The sequence below is a fragment of the Cyanobium sp. Lug-B genome (genome assembly GCF_024345635.1).
GTDB lineage: Bacteria > Cyanobacteriota > Cyanobacteriia > PCC-6307 > Cyanobiaceae > Cyanobium > Cyanobium minutissimum.
The window spans coordinates 1-14,687 of record NZ_JAGQBM010000001.1 but is presented as its reverse complement, the minus strand read 5'-3'; the positions used below and the strand labels follow the sequence as shown (position 1 = coordinate 14,687).

The window sequence follows — 14,687 nt, the reverse complement described above, 5'->3', positions numbered from 1 at the left end:
GGCTCAGCCGAAGCGTCCGCTGACGTAGTCAAGGGTCGACTGCTGGCTGGGGGAGTTGAAGATGTTCTCGGTCTCGTTGAATTCCACCAGATAGCCCACCTTGCCGGTGCCGCCTTCGACGGCCTCGGCATTGAAGAAGGCGGTCATGTCAGCCACGCGCACGGCCTGCTGCATGTTGTGGGTGACGATCATGATCGTGTAGCTGCGCTTCAGTTCATGCATCGTCTCCTCGATCTTCAGGGTTGAGATCGGATCGAGGGCCGAGCAGGGTTCGTCCATCAGGATCACCTCCGGCTCGGTGGCGATGGCCCGGGCGATGCAGAGTCGCTGCTGCTGGCCACCGGAGAGGGAGAGGCCGCTCTCCTGGAGCTTGTCCTTGCACTCGTCCCACACGGCCGCCTTCCGCAGGGAGCGTTCCACCAGTTCATCCATGTCGCCCTTGTAGCCGTTGATCCGGGCACCGAAGGCGATGTTCTCGTAGATCGATTTCGGGAAGGGATTGGGCTTCTGGAACACCATGCCGATGCGACGGCGCACCTCCACCGGATCCACCCGCTTGTCGTAGAGATCGTGCTGATCGAAGATCACCCGGCCCTTGAGCGTGCAGCCCGGGATCAGGTCGTTCATGCGGTTGAGGGCCCGCAGCACCGTGCTCTTGCCGCAGCCCGAAGGCCCGATGAAGGCGGTCACCTTGCCCTTGGGCAGATCCATGTAGACGTTCTTGACCGCTTCGAAGCTGCCGTAGGAGATCGTCACGTCCTGCAGGGACATGCAGACGTCGCTGGCCGCGGTGGAGGAAGGGGAAGCAGTCATGGCAGGGATGGGAGAAGACGGAGCCGGAGGAGTGGGGACGGAGAGGGGGTCAGGAGCGCGAGGCGCGGCTGATCCAGCGGGCCAGCAGGTTGGCGCCGAGAATCATGATCACCAGCACGAAGGAGGCCGCCCAGGCCAGTTCGTTCTGGGCCTCGTAGGGCATGATCGCGAAGTTGAAGATCAGCACCGACATGGTGGCGATCGGGTTGAACACCCCCTCGGGCCAGAAGGGGGAGAACAGGGCCGTGAAGATCAGCGGCGCCGTTTCTCCGGCGGCCCGGGCGATGCCCAGCACCACCCCCGTGGCGATGGGGGTGAAGGCGGCCGGCAGGGTGATCCGGGTGATGGTCACAAAGCGGGAGGCGCCGACGCCGTAGGCCCCCCAGCGCAGTTCCTGGGGCACCAGCAGCAGGCCCTCGTAGGTGGTCTTGATCACGGTGGGAAGCATCAGCACCGAGAGGGCGATGCCGCCGGCCATGGCGCTGAAGCTCTGGTCGAAGAAGATCCGGGTGGCGACGATCAGGGAGTAGATGAAGACGCCGCAGATGATCGAGGGCACCCCGGCTAGCACGTCGTTGCCGAAGCGCACGAAGCGGGAGAACCAGCCGTTCTGGGCGTACTCGGAGAGGTAGACACCGCCGCCCACCCCTACCGGGATGGCGATCAGGGAGGCGATGAGGGTGACGACGATCGTGCCCAGGATGGCGTTGCCGATGCCGCCGCCTTCGAGGCCGGGGGCCGGGGGCAGCTCGGTCAGCAGCTGCAGGCTGAGCAGCCGTCCCCCCTGGATCAGCACGTAGATGATCACCAGGAACAGGGGGATCACCGCCACCACGGCGAAGAATCCGGCGATGGCGGTGGCGATCTGGTTGAAGCGGTTGCGCTTCAGGGACGGGTCGTAATGGAGGCTGAGCCGTTCCGTGAAAAGACGGGTCGTCGGCGGAGTCGAGACGGACATGGCCAGGGAACGTCGTGAAGGCTGGTGGGTGGAGGGAGGAAACCGGATCAGTAGCGCAGGCTGAGGCGCCGCACGATCCACTGGGCCATCACGTTGACGACGAAGGTGAGGATCATCAGAACGACGGCCGCATACATCAGGGCCGACACCTGGATGCCATCCGCCTCACCGAACTGGTTGGCCAGCATCGAGGAAATGGTGTTGCCCGGGGCCAGGAGGGAGACACTGAAATTGAGGGAGTTGCCGATGATCATGGTCACCGCCATGGTCTCCCCCATGGCCCGGCCCAGCGACAGCATCACGCCGCCCATGATCGAGGAGACGGCGGCCGGCAGGATGACGTTGAAGATGGCGCCCCAGCGGGTGGTGCCCACCCCGTAGGCCCCCTGGCGCAGCTCGATCGGCACCTGGTTGAGGGCATCGCGGGAAATGGCGGTGATGATCGGCAGCACCATCACCACCAGGATCAGGATCGCCGGCGCCGTGCCGGGACCCTGGGGCTCGGTGGAGAAGAAGGGGGTCCAGCCGAGGCTGCTGTGAAGGAACGAGAGGAACGGGCGGATCGCGGGCTCCATCACGAAGATGGCCCACAGACCGAGCACCACCGAAGGAATGGCGGCCAGCAGTTCCACCAGCAGGCCGATCAGGTCCCGCAGGCCCCGGGGGAGCAGGTCCTCGGTGATGAAGATCGCCGTTCCCAGACCGATGGGCACGGCGATCAGCAGGGACAGGATCGAGGTGACGAGGGTGCCGTAGATGGCGATCAGGGCGCCGTAGTCCTCATTGACCGGATCCCAGGCGGAGGTGGTGAGGAACTTGAGGCCGAAGGTGGCCATGGCCTCCTTGGCACCGCTGAACACCGTCACGAAGATCGCCAGAAGGACGACCCCGACCGAGGCGGCCAGCACCAGGGTGAGCTGGCGGAAGCCGATGTCGACCAGCTTCTCCTGGGGGGGCCGTCGTCTGAGGGTGAACGCGTCGGTGGAGGGGGAGCTCCTCATGCAGCAATGATGCCGGTCGGCATGGACGTTGCTCCTGATCTCAGCACGAGTTTCAGCCGGCCCGTTTAAGCTCGGTTTAACGGTCGACAGGCTCCGGTAGCGTTGGGCCGCCATCAGGACTTCCATGGGGCGCATCGTCGGCATCGATCTGGGCACCACCAATTCGGTGGTGGCCGTGCTCGAAGGCGGCCGGCCCCAGGTCATCGCCAATGCGGAGGGGGGGCGTACCACCCCCTCGGTGGTGGGGTTCAGCCGCGACCAGGAACTGCTGGTGGGCCAGCTGGCCCGGCGCCAGCTGGTGCTCAATCCCCGCAACACCTTCGCCAATCTCAAGCGCTTCGTCGGCCGCAGCTGGGACGAACTCGACGAGGGCAGCCTGGGGGTGCCCTACAGCGTGCGGGCCAACGACCAGGGCAACGTGCGCGTCATCTGCCCGGCCACGGAACGGGAGTACGCCCCCGAGGAACTGGTGGCCTCGATCCTGCGCAAGCTGGTGGACGACGCCACCACCTACCTGGGCGAGGCGGTCGAGGCGGCGGTGATCACGGTGCCGGCCTATTTCAACGATGCCCAGCGCCAGGCCACCCGCGACGCCGGCCGACTGGCGGGCATCACGGTGGAGCGGATCCTCAACGAACCCACCGCGGCGGCGCTGGCCTATGGCTTTGACCGCAGCACCGTGAAGCGGGTGCTGGTGTTCGACCTCGGCGGCGGCACCTTCGACGTCTCCGTGCTGCGCATCGCCAACGGCGTCTTCGATGTGATGGCCACCAGCGGTGACACGCAGCTGGGGGGCAACGACTGGGACCGCCGCATCGTCGACTGGGTGGCCGAGGCCTTCCTGGCGGAGCACACCATCGACCTGCGCCGCGACCGCCAGGCGCTGCAGCGGCTCACCGAGGCCGCCGAAAAGGCCAAGCAGGAGCTCTCGGGCGTGCAGAGCACGCCGCTGTCGCTGCCGTTCATCGCCACGGGCCCCGACGGCCCCCTCCACATCGAGACCACCCTGGAGCGGGGCACCTTCGAGGGGCTCTGCCCCGACCTGCTCGACCGGCTGCTGCGTCCGGTCCAGCGGGCCCTGCGGGATTCGGGTCTGAGTGCCGACGCCATCGATGACGTCGTGCTGGTGGGCGGCTCCACCCGCATGCCGATGGTGCAGGAGATGGTGCGCACCCTGATTCCCCGGGAACCCTGCCAGTCGGTCAACCCCGACGAGGTGGTGGCGATCGGTGCGGCGGTGCAGGCCGGCATCCTCACCGGTGAGCTGCGCGACCTGATGCTCAACGACGTCACGCCCCTGTCCCTCGGGCTGGAGACGATCGGTGGGGTGATGAAGGTGCTGATCCCCCGCAACACCCCGATTCCGGTCCGCAAGTCGGACCTGTTCAGCACCTCGGAGGCCAACCAGTCGTCGGTGGAGATCCACGTGCTCCAGGGGGAGCGCCAGATGGCGGCCGACAACAAGTCCCTCGGCCGCTTTCGCCTCTCCGGCATCCCGCCGGCCCCCCGCGGTGTGCCCCAGGTGCAGGTGTCCTTCGACATCGACGCCAACGGTCTGCTGCAGGTGTCCGCCACCGACCGCACCACCGGGCGCCAGCAGAGCGTCTCGATCCAGGGGGGCTCGAACCTCAGTGAGGAGGAAATCAACCGGCTGCTGGAGGAAGCGGAGCGCAAGTCGGTGGAGGACCGCCGCAAGCGGGCCGTGATCGACCGCCGCAACCGCGCCCAGACCCTGGTGGCCCAGGCCGAGCGGCGGCTGCGGGATGCCGCCCTGGAGCTGGGCCCCGCCGGTGCCGACCGCCAGCAGCGTGCCGTGGAGCTGGCCCTGCGGGATGTGCAGGACGTGCTCACCCAGGAGGACCCCGCCGACCTCGAATTGGCCGTGAGCCAGCTGCAGGAGGCCCTGTTCGGCCTCAACCGCCGCCTGCTGGGCGAACGACGGGCGGAGAGCGGACCCCTCAAGGGCCTCAAGAACACCCTGGGGTCCCTCAAGGACGAACTCTTCTCCGACGACGACTGGGACGACTGGGGCGGATCGGGCCGCTCCGACCCCTGGTCGAGCCCGCCCCGGCCGCTGCAGCGGGATCCGTACCCCCTCGGCCGCTTCGCCGAGCGGGAGGCCGGCTACGACGACGACCTCCCCCCCCGCCGCTGGGACAACGGTCGCCCCTGGGATCGCCAGGAGCCCTACGACCGCGAGGTCTCCGGCGAGCGGCACCGCCCCCGCCGCGCCGGCCGCTACGACCAGGACGATCCCTGGGCCGATAGCTGAGGGTCGTGAGCCAGTCCCCCACGTCGGACCCGGCGGCCACGGCCGCCCGCGATCACTGGGAGGTGCTCGGGCTGGTTCCGGGCGCCGACGCCGCCAGCATCAAGCGGGCCTTCCGCCAGCAGGCCCGCCGCTGGCACCCCGATCTCAACGGCAACGACCCGGTGGCCGAGGCCCGCTTCAAGCGGGTCAACGAGGCCTACGCGGTGCTCTCCGATCCGGTCCGCCGTCGCGCCTGGGAAGCCGGGGAGGGCCAGGACAGCGCCGGCCTCGACGCCGATCCCTTCGCCAGCGGCTTTCCCCGCTTCGAGGACTACCTGGCGGAACTGTTCGGCCAGGACAGGCGCCGTCCCCGTGACTGGGACGAGGACCCCGTCGAGGAGGAACCCCCGGCGGCCGGCGAGGTGGCGACGGCGCCGGCCGCGCCGCCACCGGTGATGGCCGCCACCGACGAGGAGACCCTCGTGAGCCTCGCCCCGGAGCAGGCGCTCAGTGGTCAGCGGCTGGAGCTGGAGCTGCGGGACGGCACGGTGGTGGAGGTCTGGACCCCTCCCCTGGCGGGGGATGGCTGGCGGCTGCGGCTGGCGGGAGTGGCGCCCGGCGGGGCCGACCACTTCCTGCAGCTGCGGGTGCGCACCGCGGAGGGTCTGCGCATCGATGGCCTGCGGGTGCTTTACCAGCTCGATCTCCATCCCGCCGATGCCGCCCTCGGCTGTCAGGCGGTGGTGCCGACCCTGGAGGGGCCTGTGCGGCTGCGGGTGCCGCCCGGATCCTCCAGCGGCCGGCTGCTGCGGCTGCGGCAGCGGGGGCAGCGGCTGGGGGAGCAGCGCGGCGACCAGCTGGTGGAGGTGAGAATCGTGGTTCCGGAGCGGCCGACGGAGGCAGAGGAGGCCCTGTTCCGGCGGCTGCGGGAGCTGGACCGGGAACAGAACGGCCCCAGGGACGGGGACTGAACGCCCCATCGACCGCCAACGGATGAGACACTGGCCTGCGCCCCACCCCTGACGATGTGACAGACGGCGGTCTCCCACCCAACCCGGTGCATGTCCTGCTGTTCGATCCGGGCAGCGAACAGGAAGGCATCCATTCGCTCGAACTCGGCGGTCGGACGGTGGTGCTGTTGTTCGAGAACCCCGACGACGCCGAGCGCTACGCCGGGCTGCTCGAGGCCCAGGACTTTCCGGTGCCCTGTGTCGAGGCCCTCAATCGCCAGGATCTGGAGGATTTCTGCGCCGAAGCGGGCTACGAGGCCCGCTTCGTCCCCGCCGGCTTCATGCCCGAGAGCGAGGAGGAGCGGCTGCTGCTCGCCCCGCCCGAACGCAACATGGAAGTGACGGGCTGGAAGGAGGATCCGGCCCCCGCCGACGGGGCGGATGCCGACGGGCCCAGCGGCGATACGGAGCTGGAGGCCTTCCGCCGTCGCCTCGAAGGTCTGCTTTGAGCGCCCCAGGCGGCGACAGGGGTCACCTGCTCACCGAGCGGCCCAACCCGGCCAGCGAGACCCTCGACCGGCTGCCCACGGCCAGCCTGGTGGAGCTCTTCTGTGCCAACGACCTGCTGCCCCAGCAGGCGGTGGCCGCCGCCGCCGGGGAGCTGGCGGCCGCCATCGACGCCATTGCGGCGCGGCTCGCCGGAGGCGGGCGCCTCTTCTACCTGGGGGCGGGAACCTCCGGACGGCTCGGGGTGCTGGACGCGGCGGAGTGTCCGCCCACCTTCTGCAGTCCCCCCGAACTGGTGCAGGGGGTGCTGGCGGGCGGGGCGGCGGCCCTGCTGCGCAGCTCCGAAGGACTGGAGGACCTGCGGGAGGCGGGTCGTGACGACCTCGTCCAGCGGGGCTTCGGCCCGGATGATGCCCTGGTGGGCATCGCCGCCGGCGGCACCACCCCCTATGTGCTGGGGGGGCTGGCCCACGGCCAGGCGATCGGGGCCCTCACCGTGGCCATGGCCTGCGTGCCCGCCGACCAGGTGCCGATGCCCTGTGACATCGACATCCGCCTGCTGACCGGGCCGGAACTGCTGACCGGCTCCACCCGGCTCAAGGCGGGCACCGCCACCAAGATGGCCCTCAACATCCTCTCGACCGGCGTGATGGTGCGCCTGGGCAAGGTGTATGGCAACCGGATGGTGGATGTGGCGGTCACCAACAGCAAGCTGGAGGACCGGGCCCTGCGCATCCTGCGGGATCTGGCCGGCGTACCACGTGATCAGGGGCTGGGATTGCTGGAGCGGGCCGGAGGATCGGTGCGCCTGGCGCTGCTGATGGCCGCCTCCGGGCTTGAGGCCGGAGCGGCCCGGTCGGCCCTGGAACGCCACGGCCCCGGCCTGCGCCAGTGCCTTGAGGCCCTCGGGGTCAGCCTGCCGCCGGCGTCGTCTCCCTCGTGACCTCACCCTCGCTGAACGGTCCCCAGTAGGGGGCGGTGAACAGGTCGGTGCGGCGCCGGGTGGCCGGCGGCACCTGGGCGGGCGGCGTCATCAGCGCATCGCGCAGGGCCTGGTGGGCCGGGCTGGGGGGCCGCAGGGCCTGCACCCGTTCGGCGGCCAGCCGCACGATCTGCTGGGCCAGGGCCGCATTGGCCCGCAGGTTGTCGATCACCAGCTCGACGGTGACGGCGTCGTGCATGGCATGCCAGCAGTCGTAGTCGGTGACCATCGCCAGGGTGGCGTAGGCCATCTCCGCCTCCCGGGCCAGCCGGGCCTCGGTGTGGTTGGTCATGCCGATCACCGTGCAGCCCCAGGAGCGGTAGAGCTCGGATTCCGCCCGGGTGGAGAAGGCCGGCCCCTCCATGCAGAGGTAGGTGCCGCCGCGGTGCAGCTGGCGCCCTTCCGGCATCAGGCTGTCGCTGACGTCGGCGAGGACCCGGGAGAGCACGGCGCAGTAGGGGTCCGCGTTGCCGACGTGGGCCACCAGGCCCTCACCGAAGAAGGTGAGCGGCCGCTGCATGGTGCGGTCGATGAACTGATCGGGCACCACCATGTCGAGGGGCCGCACGCTCTCCTGCAGGGAACCCACGGCGGACACCGAAAGGATCCAGCGCACGCCGAGGGAGCGCAGGGCCCAGAGGTTGGCCCGGTAGGGAACCTCGCTGGGGGTGAAGGTGTGGTGACGCCCGTGCCGGGCCAGGAACACCACCTCCAGATCGCCGATCCGGCCGATCCGCAGGCTATCGGAGGGGGCCCCGTAGGGGGTGTCGACCGTCAGTTCACGCACGTCCTCGAGGCCCTCCATGGCATACAGGCCGCTGCCGCCGAGCACCCCCAGACGGGCCTTCGCAAGGTCGGACGTCGGCAGACCGCTGGCCTGGGGGGACGGGGAACGGGGCTCGGTGCTGGCCATGGATGCGAGGTGCCCTGGACGGATACAGTCGAAGTTTGCCTCCTCGACCGTGACCAAGGCCCTGATGGACACCGACGCCGGCCTGATCACCATCGATCTGTTCGACGCCGATGCCCCCGGCACCGTCGCCAATTTCGTGAAGCTCTCCAAGGACGGCTTCTATGACGGCCTGGCCTTCCACCGGGTGATCGACGGTTTCATGGCCCAGGGAGGGTGCCCCAACAGTCGCGAGGGTGCCCGCGGCATGGCCGGTACCGGCGGTCCCGGCTACACCATCCCCTGCGAGATCAACGCCCAGAAGCACAAGGCCGGCAGCCTGTCGATGGCCCATGCGGGCCGCAACACCGGCGGCAGCCAGTTCTTCCTGTGCCATGGCCCCCAGCCCCACCTGGATGGCCAGCACACCGTGTTCGGCCACACCGAGAACATCGATGTGGTGCTGGCCCTGAAGAACGGCAGCCGCATCCGCACGGTGACGATTGAGGACTGACCACACCCGGTGCTGGTGGACAGCCGGGGCCGCTGGCCCCGGGCAACCCCTCAGGACCAGACGATGAAGGCCCCGGGGGTGAGGTTGAGCAGCGGGCAGGTGAGGGTCAGCGCCTGCTCGCTGCCCTCAGGCGGCACCAGGTCGGTCAGCTGGCGACGCTCCGGCTCCAGATCGATGCTCGGATGGCCCTTGCGGCGGGCATCGGGCGCCAGCAGCAGGTTCACGCCGGTGGTGCCCTGCCAGCGGGCCATCTCCATCAGCGGCCCGGCCAGGTCGGCGGCCGTGAGCTGGCGGGACTGGTGGGCCGCCAGCAGCAGGGCCAGCCCGGGACCGTCGAGCAGGGCGAGCAGGCGGGGGTCCTCCTCGCGCTCCAGCAGCAGCCCCTTGCGCCTTGCCCACTCCCTCAGCACCTCCAGACGGCTGGCCCCCAGCAAGGGGTCGTGGGGGCCGTGCCAGCCCAGCACCGCCGTGAGGCCGTGGGATTCGGCCTCCATCAGGTGGCCGAGCTTGGTGCGCTTCACCCGCAGGTAGGCGGCGTTGTGGATGCCGGGATCCATCACCAGCGGCACCCGGTCGACCACCTGGAGGCCGTAGCCGCCCAGACCGGCGATCTTGCGGGGGTTGTTGGTGATCAGGCGCAGCCGGCGCACCCCCAGGTCGCTGAGGATCTGGGCGCCGACGCCGTAGTTACGCAGGTCGGCGGCGAAGCCCAGCCGTTCGTTGGCCTCCACCGTGTCAAGCCCGCCGTCCTGGAGGCTGTAGGCCTTGAGCTTGTTGATCAGGCCGATGCCCCGCCCTTCCTGGCGCAGGTAGACCACCACCCCCTCACCGGCCGACTCGATCATGCGAAGCGCCGCCTCCAGCTGGGGGCGGCAGTCGCAGCGGAGCGAGCCGAAGGCGTCGCCGGTGAGGCACTCCGAGTGCACCCGCACCAGCACCGGACCACTGCCGCGTTCCGGGTAGCCCTTGACGATCGCCACGTGCTCGCTGCCGTCGAGTTCGTTGCGGTAGCCGATCGCCCGGAACTGGCCGAAGCTGCTGGGCAGGGTGGCCTCCGCCTGGCGGGCCACGAACCGCTCGGTGTCGAGGCGGTAGCGGATCAGGTCGGCGATGCTGATCAGCCGCAGGCCGTGGTGGCGCGCGTAGTCGGCCAGCTGGGCCAGCCGGGCCATGGAGCCATCGGGATTCTGGATTTCGCAGATCACACCGGCCGGGTAAAGGCCCGCCAGCCGGGCCAGGTCGACGGCCGCCTCGGTGTGGCCCGCCCGCTGCAGCACTCCGCCCTGGCGGGCCCGCAGCGGGAAGATGTGGCCCGGTCGGCGCAGGTCGCCGGGCCGGGTATCGGGGTGGATCGCCACCTGGATCGTCCGGGCCCGGTCCTCCGCCGAGATGCCCGTGCTCACCCCCCGCTCCGGACCCGCATCCACGCTCACGGTGAAAGCGGTCTGGTTGCTGTCGGTGTTGCGATCCACCATCAGGGGCAGATCCAGGGCATCAAGCCGCTCGCCCTCCATCGCCAGGCAGATCAGCCCCCGGGCATCGGTGGCCATGAAGTTGATCTGCTGGGGGGTGGCGAACTGGGCCGCGCAGATCAGGTCCCCTTCGTTTTCCCGGTTCTCGTCATCGACCACCACGATCGACTCACCGTTACGGATGGCCGCCAGGGCATCGGCGATGGCATCGAAGTGAATGCCCGTGGACTGGCGTGGGCCGGACAGGACGGTCAAGGGAGCGAGACGGATCGGAGAAAGGATCGAACCTCATTTATAGGGTGCCGGTACGATCCAGCGTTCTTCTGCGTTCCGCATGGCCGGCAAGCGCGTTGCGGTGATCGGTGCCAGTGGCTACGGGGGACTGCAGACCCTCAGGCTGCTGCAGGGCCACCCGGATCTGACGGTGACCTTTCTGGGCGGGGAGCGCAGCAGTGGCAGGCGCTGGAGCGAACTGGTGCCGTTCCTCCCCCTGGAGGACGACCTGGTGGTGCGCTCGCCCGATCCGGAGGCGATCGCCGCCGCCGCCGATCTGGCCGTGCTGAGCCTGCCGAACGGCCTGGCGGCCGGCCTGGTGCCGGAGCTGCTGCAGCGCGGCGTGAAGGTGGTGGATCTTTCGGCCGACTATCGCTACCGCTCCCTGGCCCAGTGGCAGGAGGTCTATGCCGCCGAGGCCCGCCAGGTCGCCCGCCAGGACGATGACCTCTGCCGGGAGGCCGTCTACGGGCTGGTGGAGGTGGCGGAGGCGCAGATCCGGCAGGCCCGCCTGGTGGCGGCCCCCGGCTGCTTCCCCACCGCCAGCCTGCTGGCCCTGCTGCCGTTCCTCGAGCAGGGGCTGATCGAGACGGGGGGCATCGTCATCGATGCCAAGACGGGCACCTCCGGCGGCGGCCGGGCCGCCAAGGAGAACCTGCTGCTGGCCGAGGCCGCCGAGGCCGTGGCGCCCTACGGGGTGGTGGGCCACCGCCACACCAGTGAGATCGAGCAGCTGGCGGGCCAGGCGGCGGGCCAGGCGATCCAGCTGCAGTTCACGCCCCACCTGATGCCGATGGTGCGGGGGCTGCTGGCCACCGTGTACGGACGGCTGCGGGACCCCGGGCTGACGGCGGAGGACTGCACGACCCTGCTCAAGGCCTCCTACCGCCACAGCCCCACGGTGCAGGTCCTGCCGGTGGGGGTCTACCCCTCCACCAAGTGGGTGCGCAACACCAACCGATGCCTGCTGTCGGTCCAGGTGGACCCACGCACCGGCCAGCTGATCGTCATGAGCGCCATCGACAACCTGATCAAGGGGCAGGCCGGCCAGGGGGTGCAGTGCCTCAACCTGCTCAGCGGCCTGGAGGCGGGCACCGGCCTGCCGCTTCTGCCCTTCTACCCCTGAGCCAGGCGCCGGGCGGCGAGGCTGACGGCCAGGGGCAGGATCCGGTGCTCCTGGCGCTGGATGCGGGCATGGAGCCGCTCCCGGTCATCGCCTGCGAGCACCGGCACCGCCGCCTGCACCAGGATCGGCCCCGCGTCCACCTCGGCGGTCACCAGGTGGGCGGTGCAGCCGGCCAGGGTGACCCCGGCCGCCAGGGCCTGGCCCACCCCGTCGGCGCCCCGGAAGCTGGGCAGCAGGGAGGGGTGGATGTTGACCAGCCGCTCCGGGAAGGCTCCGATCAGCACCGGGGTGACGATGCGCATCCAGCCCGCCATCACCACCAGATCCACCCGGTGCACCTCGAACAGCTGGATCAGGGCCCGGTCGAGGGCCTCCCGCGAGGGCTGGTGGCGGTGGTCGATCACCTCACAGGGGATGCCAAGCCGTTCGGCCCGCTCCCGGGCCCCGCAGTCCGGCCGGTTGACCGCCAGGACGACCACCTGGCCGTGCAGCCGCCCCTCGCCGCAGGCCCGCGCCAGGGCCTCGAAGTTGCTTCCCGCCCCCGAGGCCATCACCGCCAGTCGCAGCGGGGCCTGGGAGGCCGGAGCCGGCTGTGGCAACGGCCACTGGAGAGACCCGCCGGGATCGCTATGGTCAGCGGAATCGGGCATTGCGTCCATGTCCCATCTCTCCATCCTGCCCACCGTGCTGCGGGATGCCGAGGCCCTGGCGGCCACCCTCGCCAGCCTCGATCTCCCCTGGCGCTGGGGGGGTGAACTGGTCGGATTCGCCGGCGAACGCCAGGCGGTGACGCTGCAGCTGCAGCTCAGGGACGGCCAGGGCCTGGGATGGGCCGCCATGGACGACGGATCCCTCGCCCTGGTGGGCGATCTCCAGCGCCTCAGCCGCAACACCGCCCTGCAGCGGCTGCTGGGCCGGATCACCCGGGCCTATGCCGCCCGGGCGGCCCTCGAGGAGGCCCGCCTGGCCGTCCCCACGGCGTCGATCGAGCTCCGTGTCTGACGACCCACCCCACCCCGACACGGCCGCCGGGCCGGTCGTCCAGCTCGACCTGCGGGAGCCCCATCGTCATCGGGTCCAGGTCACCCTCCACCTCACCCCCCGGAGCCTGCGGACGGAGCTGCGGCTGCCCGCCTGGACCCCGGGCTCGTACCTGATCCGGGACCATGTCCGGAACCTGGAGGGTCTGGAGGTGGTTCAAGGGGAGGCCCGCGTCGTACCGACGCGGCTCTCGGAGGCCTGCTGGCGGCTCTCCCTCACCCGCCTCGATCCCCTCGTCGTCCGCTACGACCTCCAGGCCACGGAACTGAGCGTGCGCACCTGCCACCTCAGCGCCGACCATGGCTTCCTGGCCTTGGCCGGGGTGGTGCTGGAAGCCACGGGCGAACGCTGGAATCCCCACCGCCTGGAGCTGCGGCTGCCCGAGAGCTGGCAGGCCTTCCTCCCCCTCCCGGCCGCCGGTGACGGGGCCTGGGTGGCCGCCGACTACGACCGGCTGATCGATGCGCCGCTGGAGGCCGGCCCCCACCCCTGCCACCCCTTCAGCGTCGCCGGGGTGCCGCACCGCTGGGTCACCTGGGGGGGCGACCTGCCCGTGGAGGATCCCGCCTGGCTGGCCGACGTGGAACGGATCGCCCTGGCCTGCTGCCGCCTGATGGGGGAGAGCGCCCCCGCCAGTGACGGCTACCTGTTCGTGCTGCACCTGCTGGAGGCGGGTTTCGGCGGCCTGGAACACGACCACGCCAGCGTGCTCCAGTACGGCCGCCGCGCCCTGGCGGGTCCCGGTGGCCGGCGCAAGCTGCTGCAGCTCGTGGCCCACGAGTACCTGCACCAGTGGAATGTGAGGCGCCTCAAGCCCGCCGAGCTGACGCCGCTGGACTACGGACGGGCCACGATCGTGCCCGGTCTCTGGTTCGCCGAGGGGGTGACCTCCTACCTCGATCTGCTGCTGCCCCTGGCGGCCGGCGTGGGCACGGAGGCCGACCTGCTCGAGGACCTCGGGGCCGACCTCAGCCGCTATCGGCTCACCCCCGGACGCCGGGTGCAGGGACTGCGGCAGAGCGCCGAGGAGGCCTGGGTGAAGCTCTACCGCCAGGACGCCTCCTCCGCCGACAGCCAGATCAGCTATTACCTCAAGGGGGCCGTTGTGGCCCTGGTGCTCGACCTGCACCTGCGGCGCCATGGCTCCAGCCTGGGGGTGGTGCTGCGGGCGCTGTGGCGCAGCCATGGGGCCGCCGGGCGGGGCTACACCAACGCCGATCTGGTCAACGCCTTCGCGGACCGGGCCCCCGACCTGGCTGCGCTGCTGCCGCACTGGCTGGAGAGCACCGACGACCCCGACCTCGACGCCTACCTGGCGGACCTCGGGCTGGCCCTGCGGCCCACACCGGCCCGGGAACCCTTCTTCGGCTGGCAGCTGGAGGAGCCCGCATCGGGCATGTTGCGGCTGAAGCGGGTGCATCGGGACGGGCCGGCGGAGCGGGCCTGCCTGCAGGCGGGCGATGAACTGCTGGCCCTCGACGACCTGCGCCTGCGCACCCCCGAGGACCTGGCGATGGCCCTCGCCATGGCCACGGCAGCGGCGGAACGGCAGGTGCTCTACGCGCGGGATGGCCGGGTGCGCACCACCCGCCTGGTGCCCGACCCCCCGGCCATCGCCGGCTGGCAGCTGGTGATCGATCCCGATCTGGACGGCCCCCACACCCGCGACAACCGGCAGCGCTGGCTGTCGCTGCTGCCATGACCTCGTCCCTGCGCCCCCTGGTGCTGGCGGTGGCCGGGGCGGGCGTGCTCAGCCTGGGGGGGCTCACCTGGCTGGGCCGTGACCTCTTCGGCGCTCCAGGCAACGCCGGGGGCCGCGCCTCCCTGCTCGACCTGCTGGAGGAGGTGCGCCAGTCCCCCGCCGACGGGGGAGGGTCGCCGTCGCCGCCCGAGCAGGCCCTGCCACCGCC

14 protein-coding genes and 1 pseudogene are annotated in these 14,687 nt (G+C 70.6%); 9 read left to right on the top strand and 6 right to left on the bottom strand.

Features of this window, described 5'->3' with window-relative positions:
- Positions 1–3: 3 nt before the first annotated feature.
- The 3 genes from pstB to pstC are packed head-to-tail and all read right to left on the bottom strand — an operon-like array spanning position 4 to position 2,772.
- Positions 4–813, bottom strand: coding sequence for a phosphate ABC transporter ATP-binding protein PstB (gene pstB, locus KBY81_RS00075; protein ID WP_106220032.1), 810 nt, complete (start codon positions 811–813; stop codon positions 4–6).
- A gap of 49 nt (positions 814–862) precedes the next feature.
- Complete coding sequence (gene pstA, locus KBY81_RS00070; RefSeq protein ID WP_106220031.1) at positions 863–1,771, bottom strand: phosphate ABC transporter permease PstA; 909 nt, start codon at positions 1,769–1,771, stop codon at positions 863–865.
- A 47-nt stretch (positions 1,772–1,818) separates the two neighbouring features.
- Positions 1,819–2,772: a phosphate ABC transporter permease subunit PstC gene (pstC, locus tag KBY81_RS00065; protein ID WP_106220030.1), complete on the bottom strand. Its 954-nt coding sequence runs from the start codon at positions 2,770–2,772 to the stop codon at positions 1,819–1,821.
- A gap of 124 nt (positions 2,773–2,896) precedes the next feature.
- Here pstC and dnaK point away from each other — a divergent pair, with 124 nt between their 5' ends.
- The 4 genes from dnaK to murQ all read left to right on the top strand — a co-directional run bounded on the left by dnaK (position 2,897) and on the right by murQ (position 7,423).
- Positions 2,897–5,044, top strand: coding sequence for a molecular chaperone DnaK (gene dnaK, locus KBY81_RS00060; RefSeq protein WP_106220029.1), 2,148 nt, complete (start codon positions 2,897–2,899; stop codon positions 5,042–5,044).
- 5 nt (positions 5,045–5,049) lie between these two features.
- Positions 5,050–5,994: a DnaJ domain-containing protein gene (locus KBY81_RS00055; protein WP_106220028.1), complete on the top strand. Its 945-nt coding sequence runs from the start codon at positions 5,050–5,052 to the stop codon at positions 5,992–5,994.
- An 86-nt stretch (positions 5,995–6,080) separates the two neighbouring features.
- Positions 6,081–6,482 (top strand): DUF3110 domain-containing protein, encoded by a 402-nt coding sequence (locus tag KBY81_RS00050; protein WP_254975116.1) that lies wholly within the window; start codon positions 6,081–6,083, stop codon positions 6,480–6,482.
- Positions 6,479–7,423, top strand: a complete 945-nt coding sequence (murQ, locus tag KBY81_RS00045) for an N-acetylmuramic acid 6-phosphate etherase (protein ID WP_254975115.1) — start codon at positions 6,479–6,481, stop codon at positions 7,421–7,423. The genes KBY81_RS00050 and murQ overlap by 4 nt, the downstream gene beginning before the upstream one ends.
- On the opposite strand, the gene mtnP is transcribed toward murQ, so the two are convergent.
- Positions 7,392–8,375 (bottom strand): S-methyl-5'-thioadenosine phosphorylase, encoded by a 984-nt coding sequence (gene mtnP / locus KBY81_RS00040; protein WP_106220025.1) that lies wholly within the window; start codon positions 8,373–8,375, stop codon positions 7,392–7,394. The genes murQ and mtnP overlap by 32 nt on opposite strands.
- A 49-nt stretch (positions 8,376–8,424) precedes the next feature.
- Here mtnP and KBY81_RS00035 point away from each other — a divergent pair, with 49 nt between their 5' ends.
- A complete protein-coding gene (locus KBY81_RS00035; protein ID WP_106220024.1) occupies positions 8,425–8,865 on the top strand; it encodes a peptidylprolyl isomerase in 441 nt (146 codons plus the stop codon).
- Between the two features lie 50 nt (positions 8,866–8,915).
- Here the strand turns inward: KBY81_RS00035 and ribBA are convergent, their stop codons facing one another.
- Entirely contained in the window at positions 8,916–10,592 is a 1,677-nt protein-coding gene (ribBA, locus tag KBY81_RS00030; protein WP_254971384.1) for a bifunctional 3,4-dihydroxy-2-butanone-4-phosphate synthase/GTP cyclohydrolase II, read from the bottom strand.
- A 79-nt stretch (positions 10,593–10,671) separates the two neighbouring features.
- Here ribBA and argC point away from each other — a divergent pair, with 79 nt between their 5' ends.
- Complete coding sequence (gene argC / locus KBY81_RS00025) at positions 10,672–11,736, top strand: N-acetyl-gamma-glutamyl-phosphate reductase (RefSeq protein WP_106220023.1); 1,065 nt, start codon at positions 10,672–10,674, stop codon at positions 11,734–11,736.
- Here argC and purN read toward each other — a convergent pair.
- Positions 11,727–12,386, bottom strand: a complete 660-nt coding sequence (gene purN, locus KBY81_RS00020) for a phosphoribosylglycinamide formyltransferase (RefSeq protein WP_254975114.1) — start codon at positions 12,384–12,386, stop codon at positions 11,727–11,729. The two genes, argC and purN, sit on opposite strands and share 10 nt — an antisense overlap.
- A gap of 7 nt (positions 12,387–12,393) precedes the next feature.
- On the opposite strand from purN, the gene KBY81_RS00015 reads away from it, so the two are divergent.
- The 3 genes and pseudogenes from KBY81_RS00015 to KBY81_RS00005 form a co-directional block, all read left to right on the top strand.
- Positions 12,394–12,738, top strand: a complete 345-nt coding sequence (locus KBY81_RS00015) for a DUF1257 domain-containing protein (protein ID WP_106220021.1) — start codon at positions 12,394–12,396, stop codon at positions 12,736–12,738.
- Positions 12,731–14,479, top strand: a complete 1,749-nt coding sequence (locus KBY81_RS00010; protein WP_254975113.1) for a M61 family metallopeptidase — start codon at positions 12,731–12,733, stop codon at positions 14,477–14,479. The genes KBY81_RS00015 and KBY81_RS00010 overlap by 8 nt, the downstream gene beginning before the upstream one ends.
- A pseudogene (locus KBY81_RS00005) lies at positions 14,476–14,687 on the top strand (N-acetylmuramoyl-L-alanine amidase); the annotation flags it as partial. The gene KBY81_RS00010 and the pseudogene KBY81_RS00005, both read left to right, overlap by 4 nt.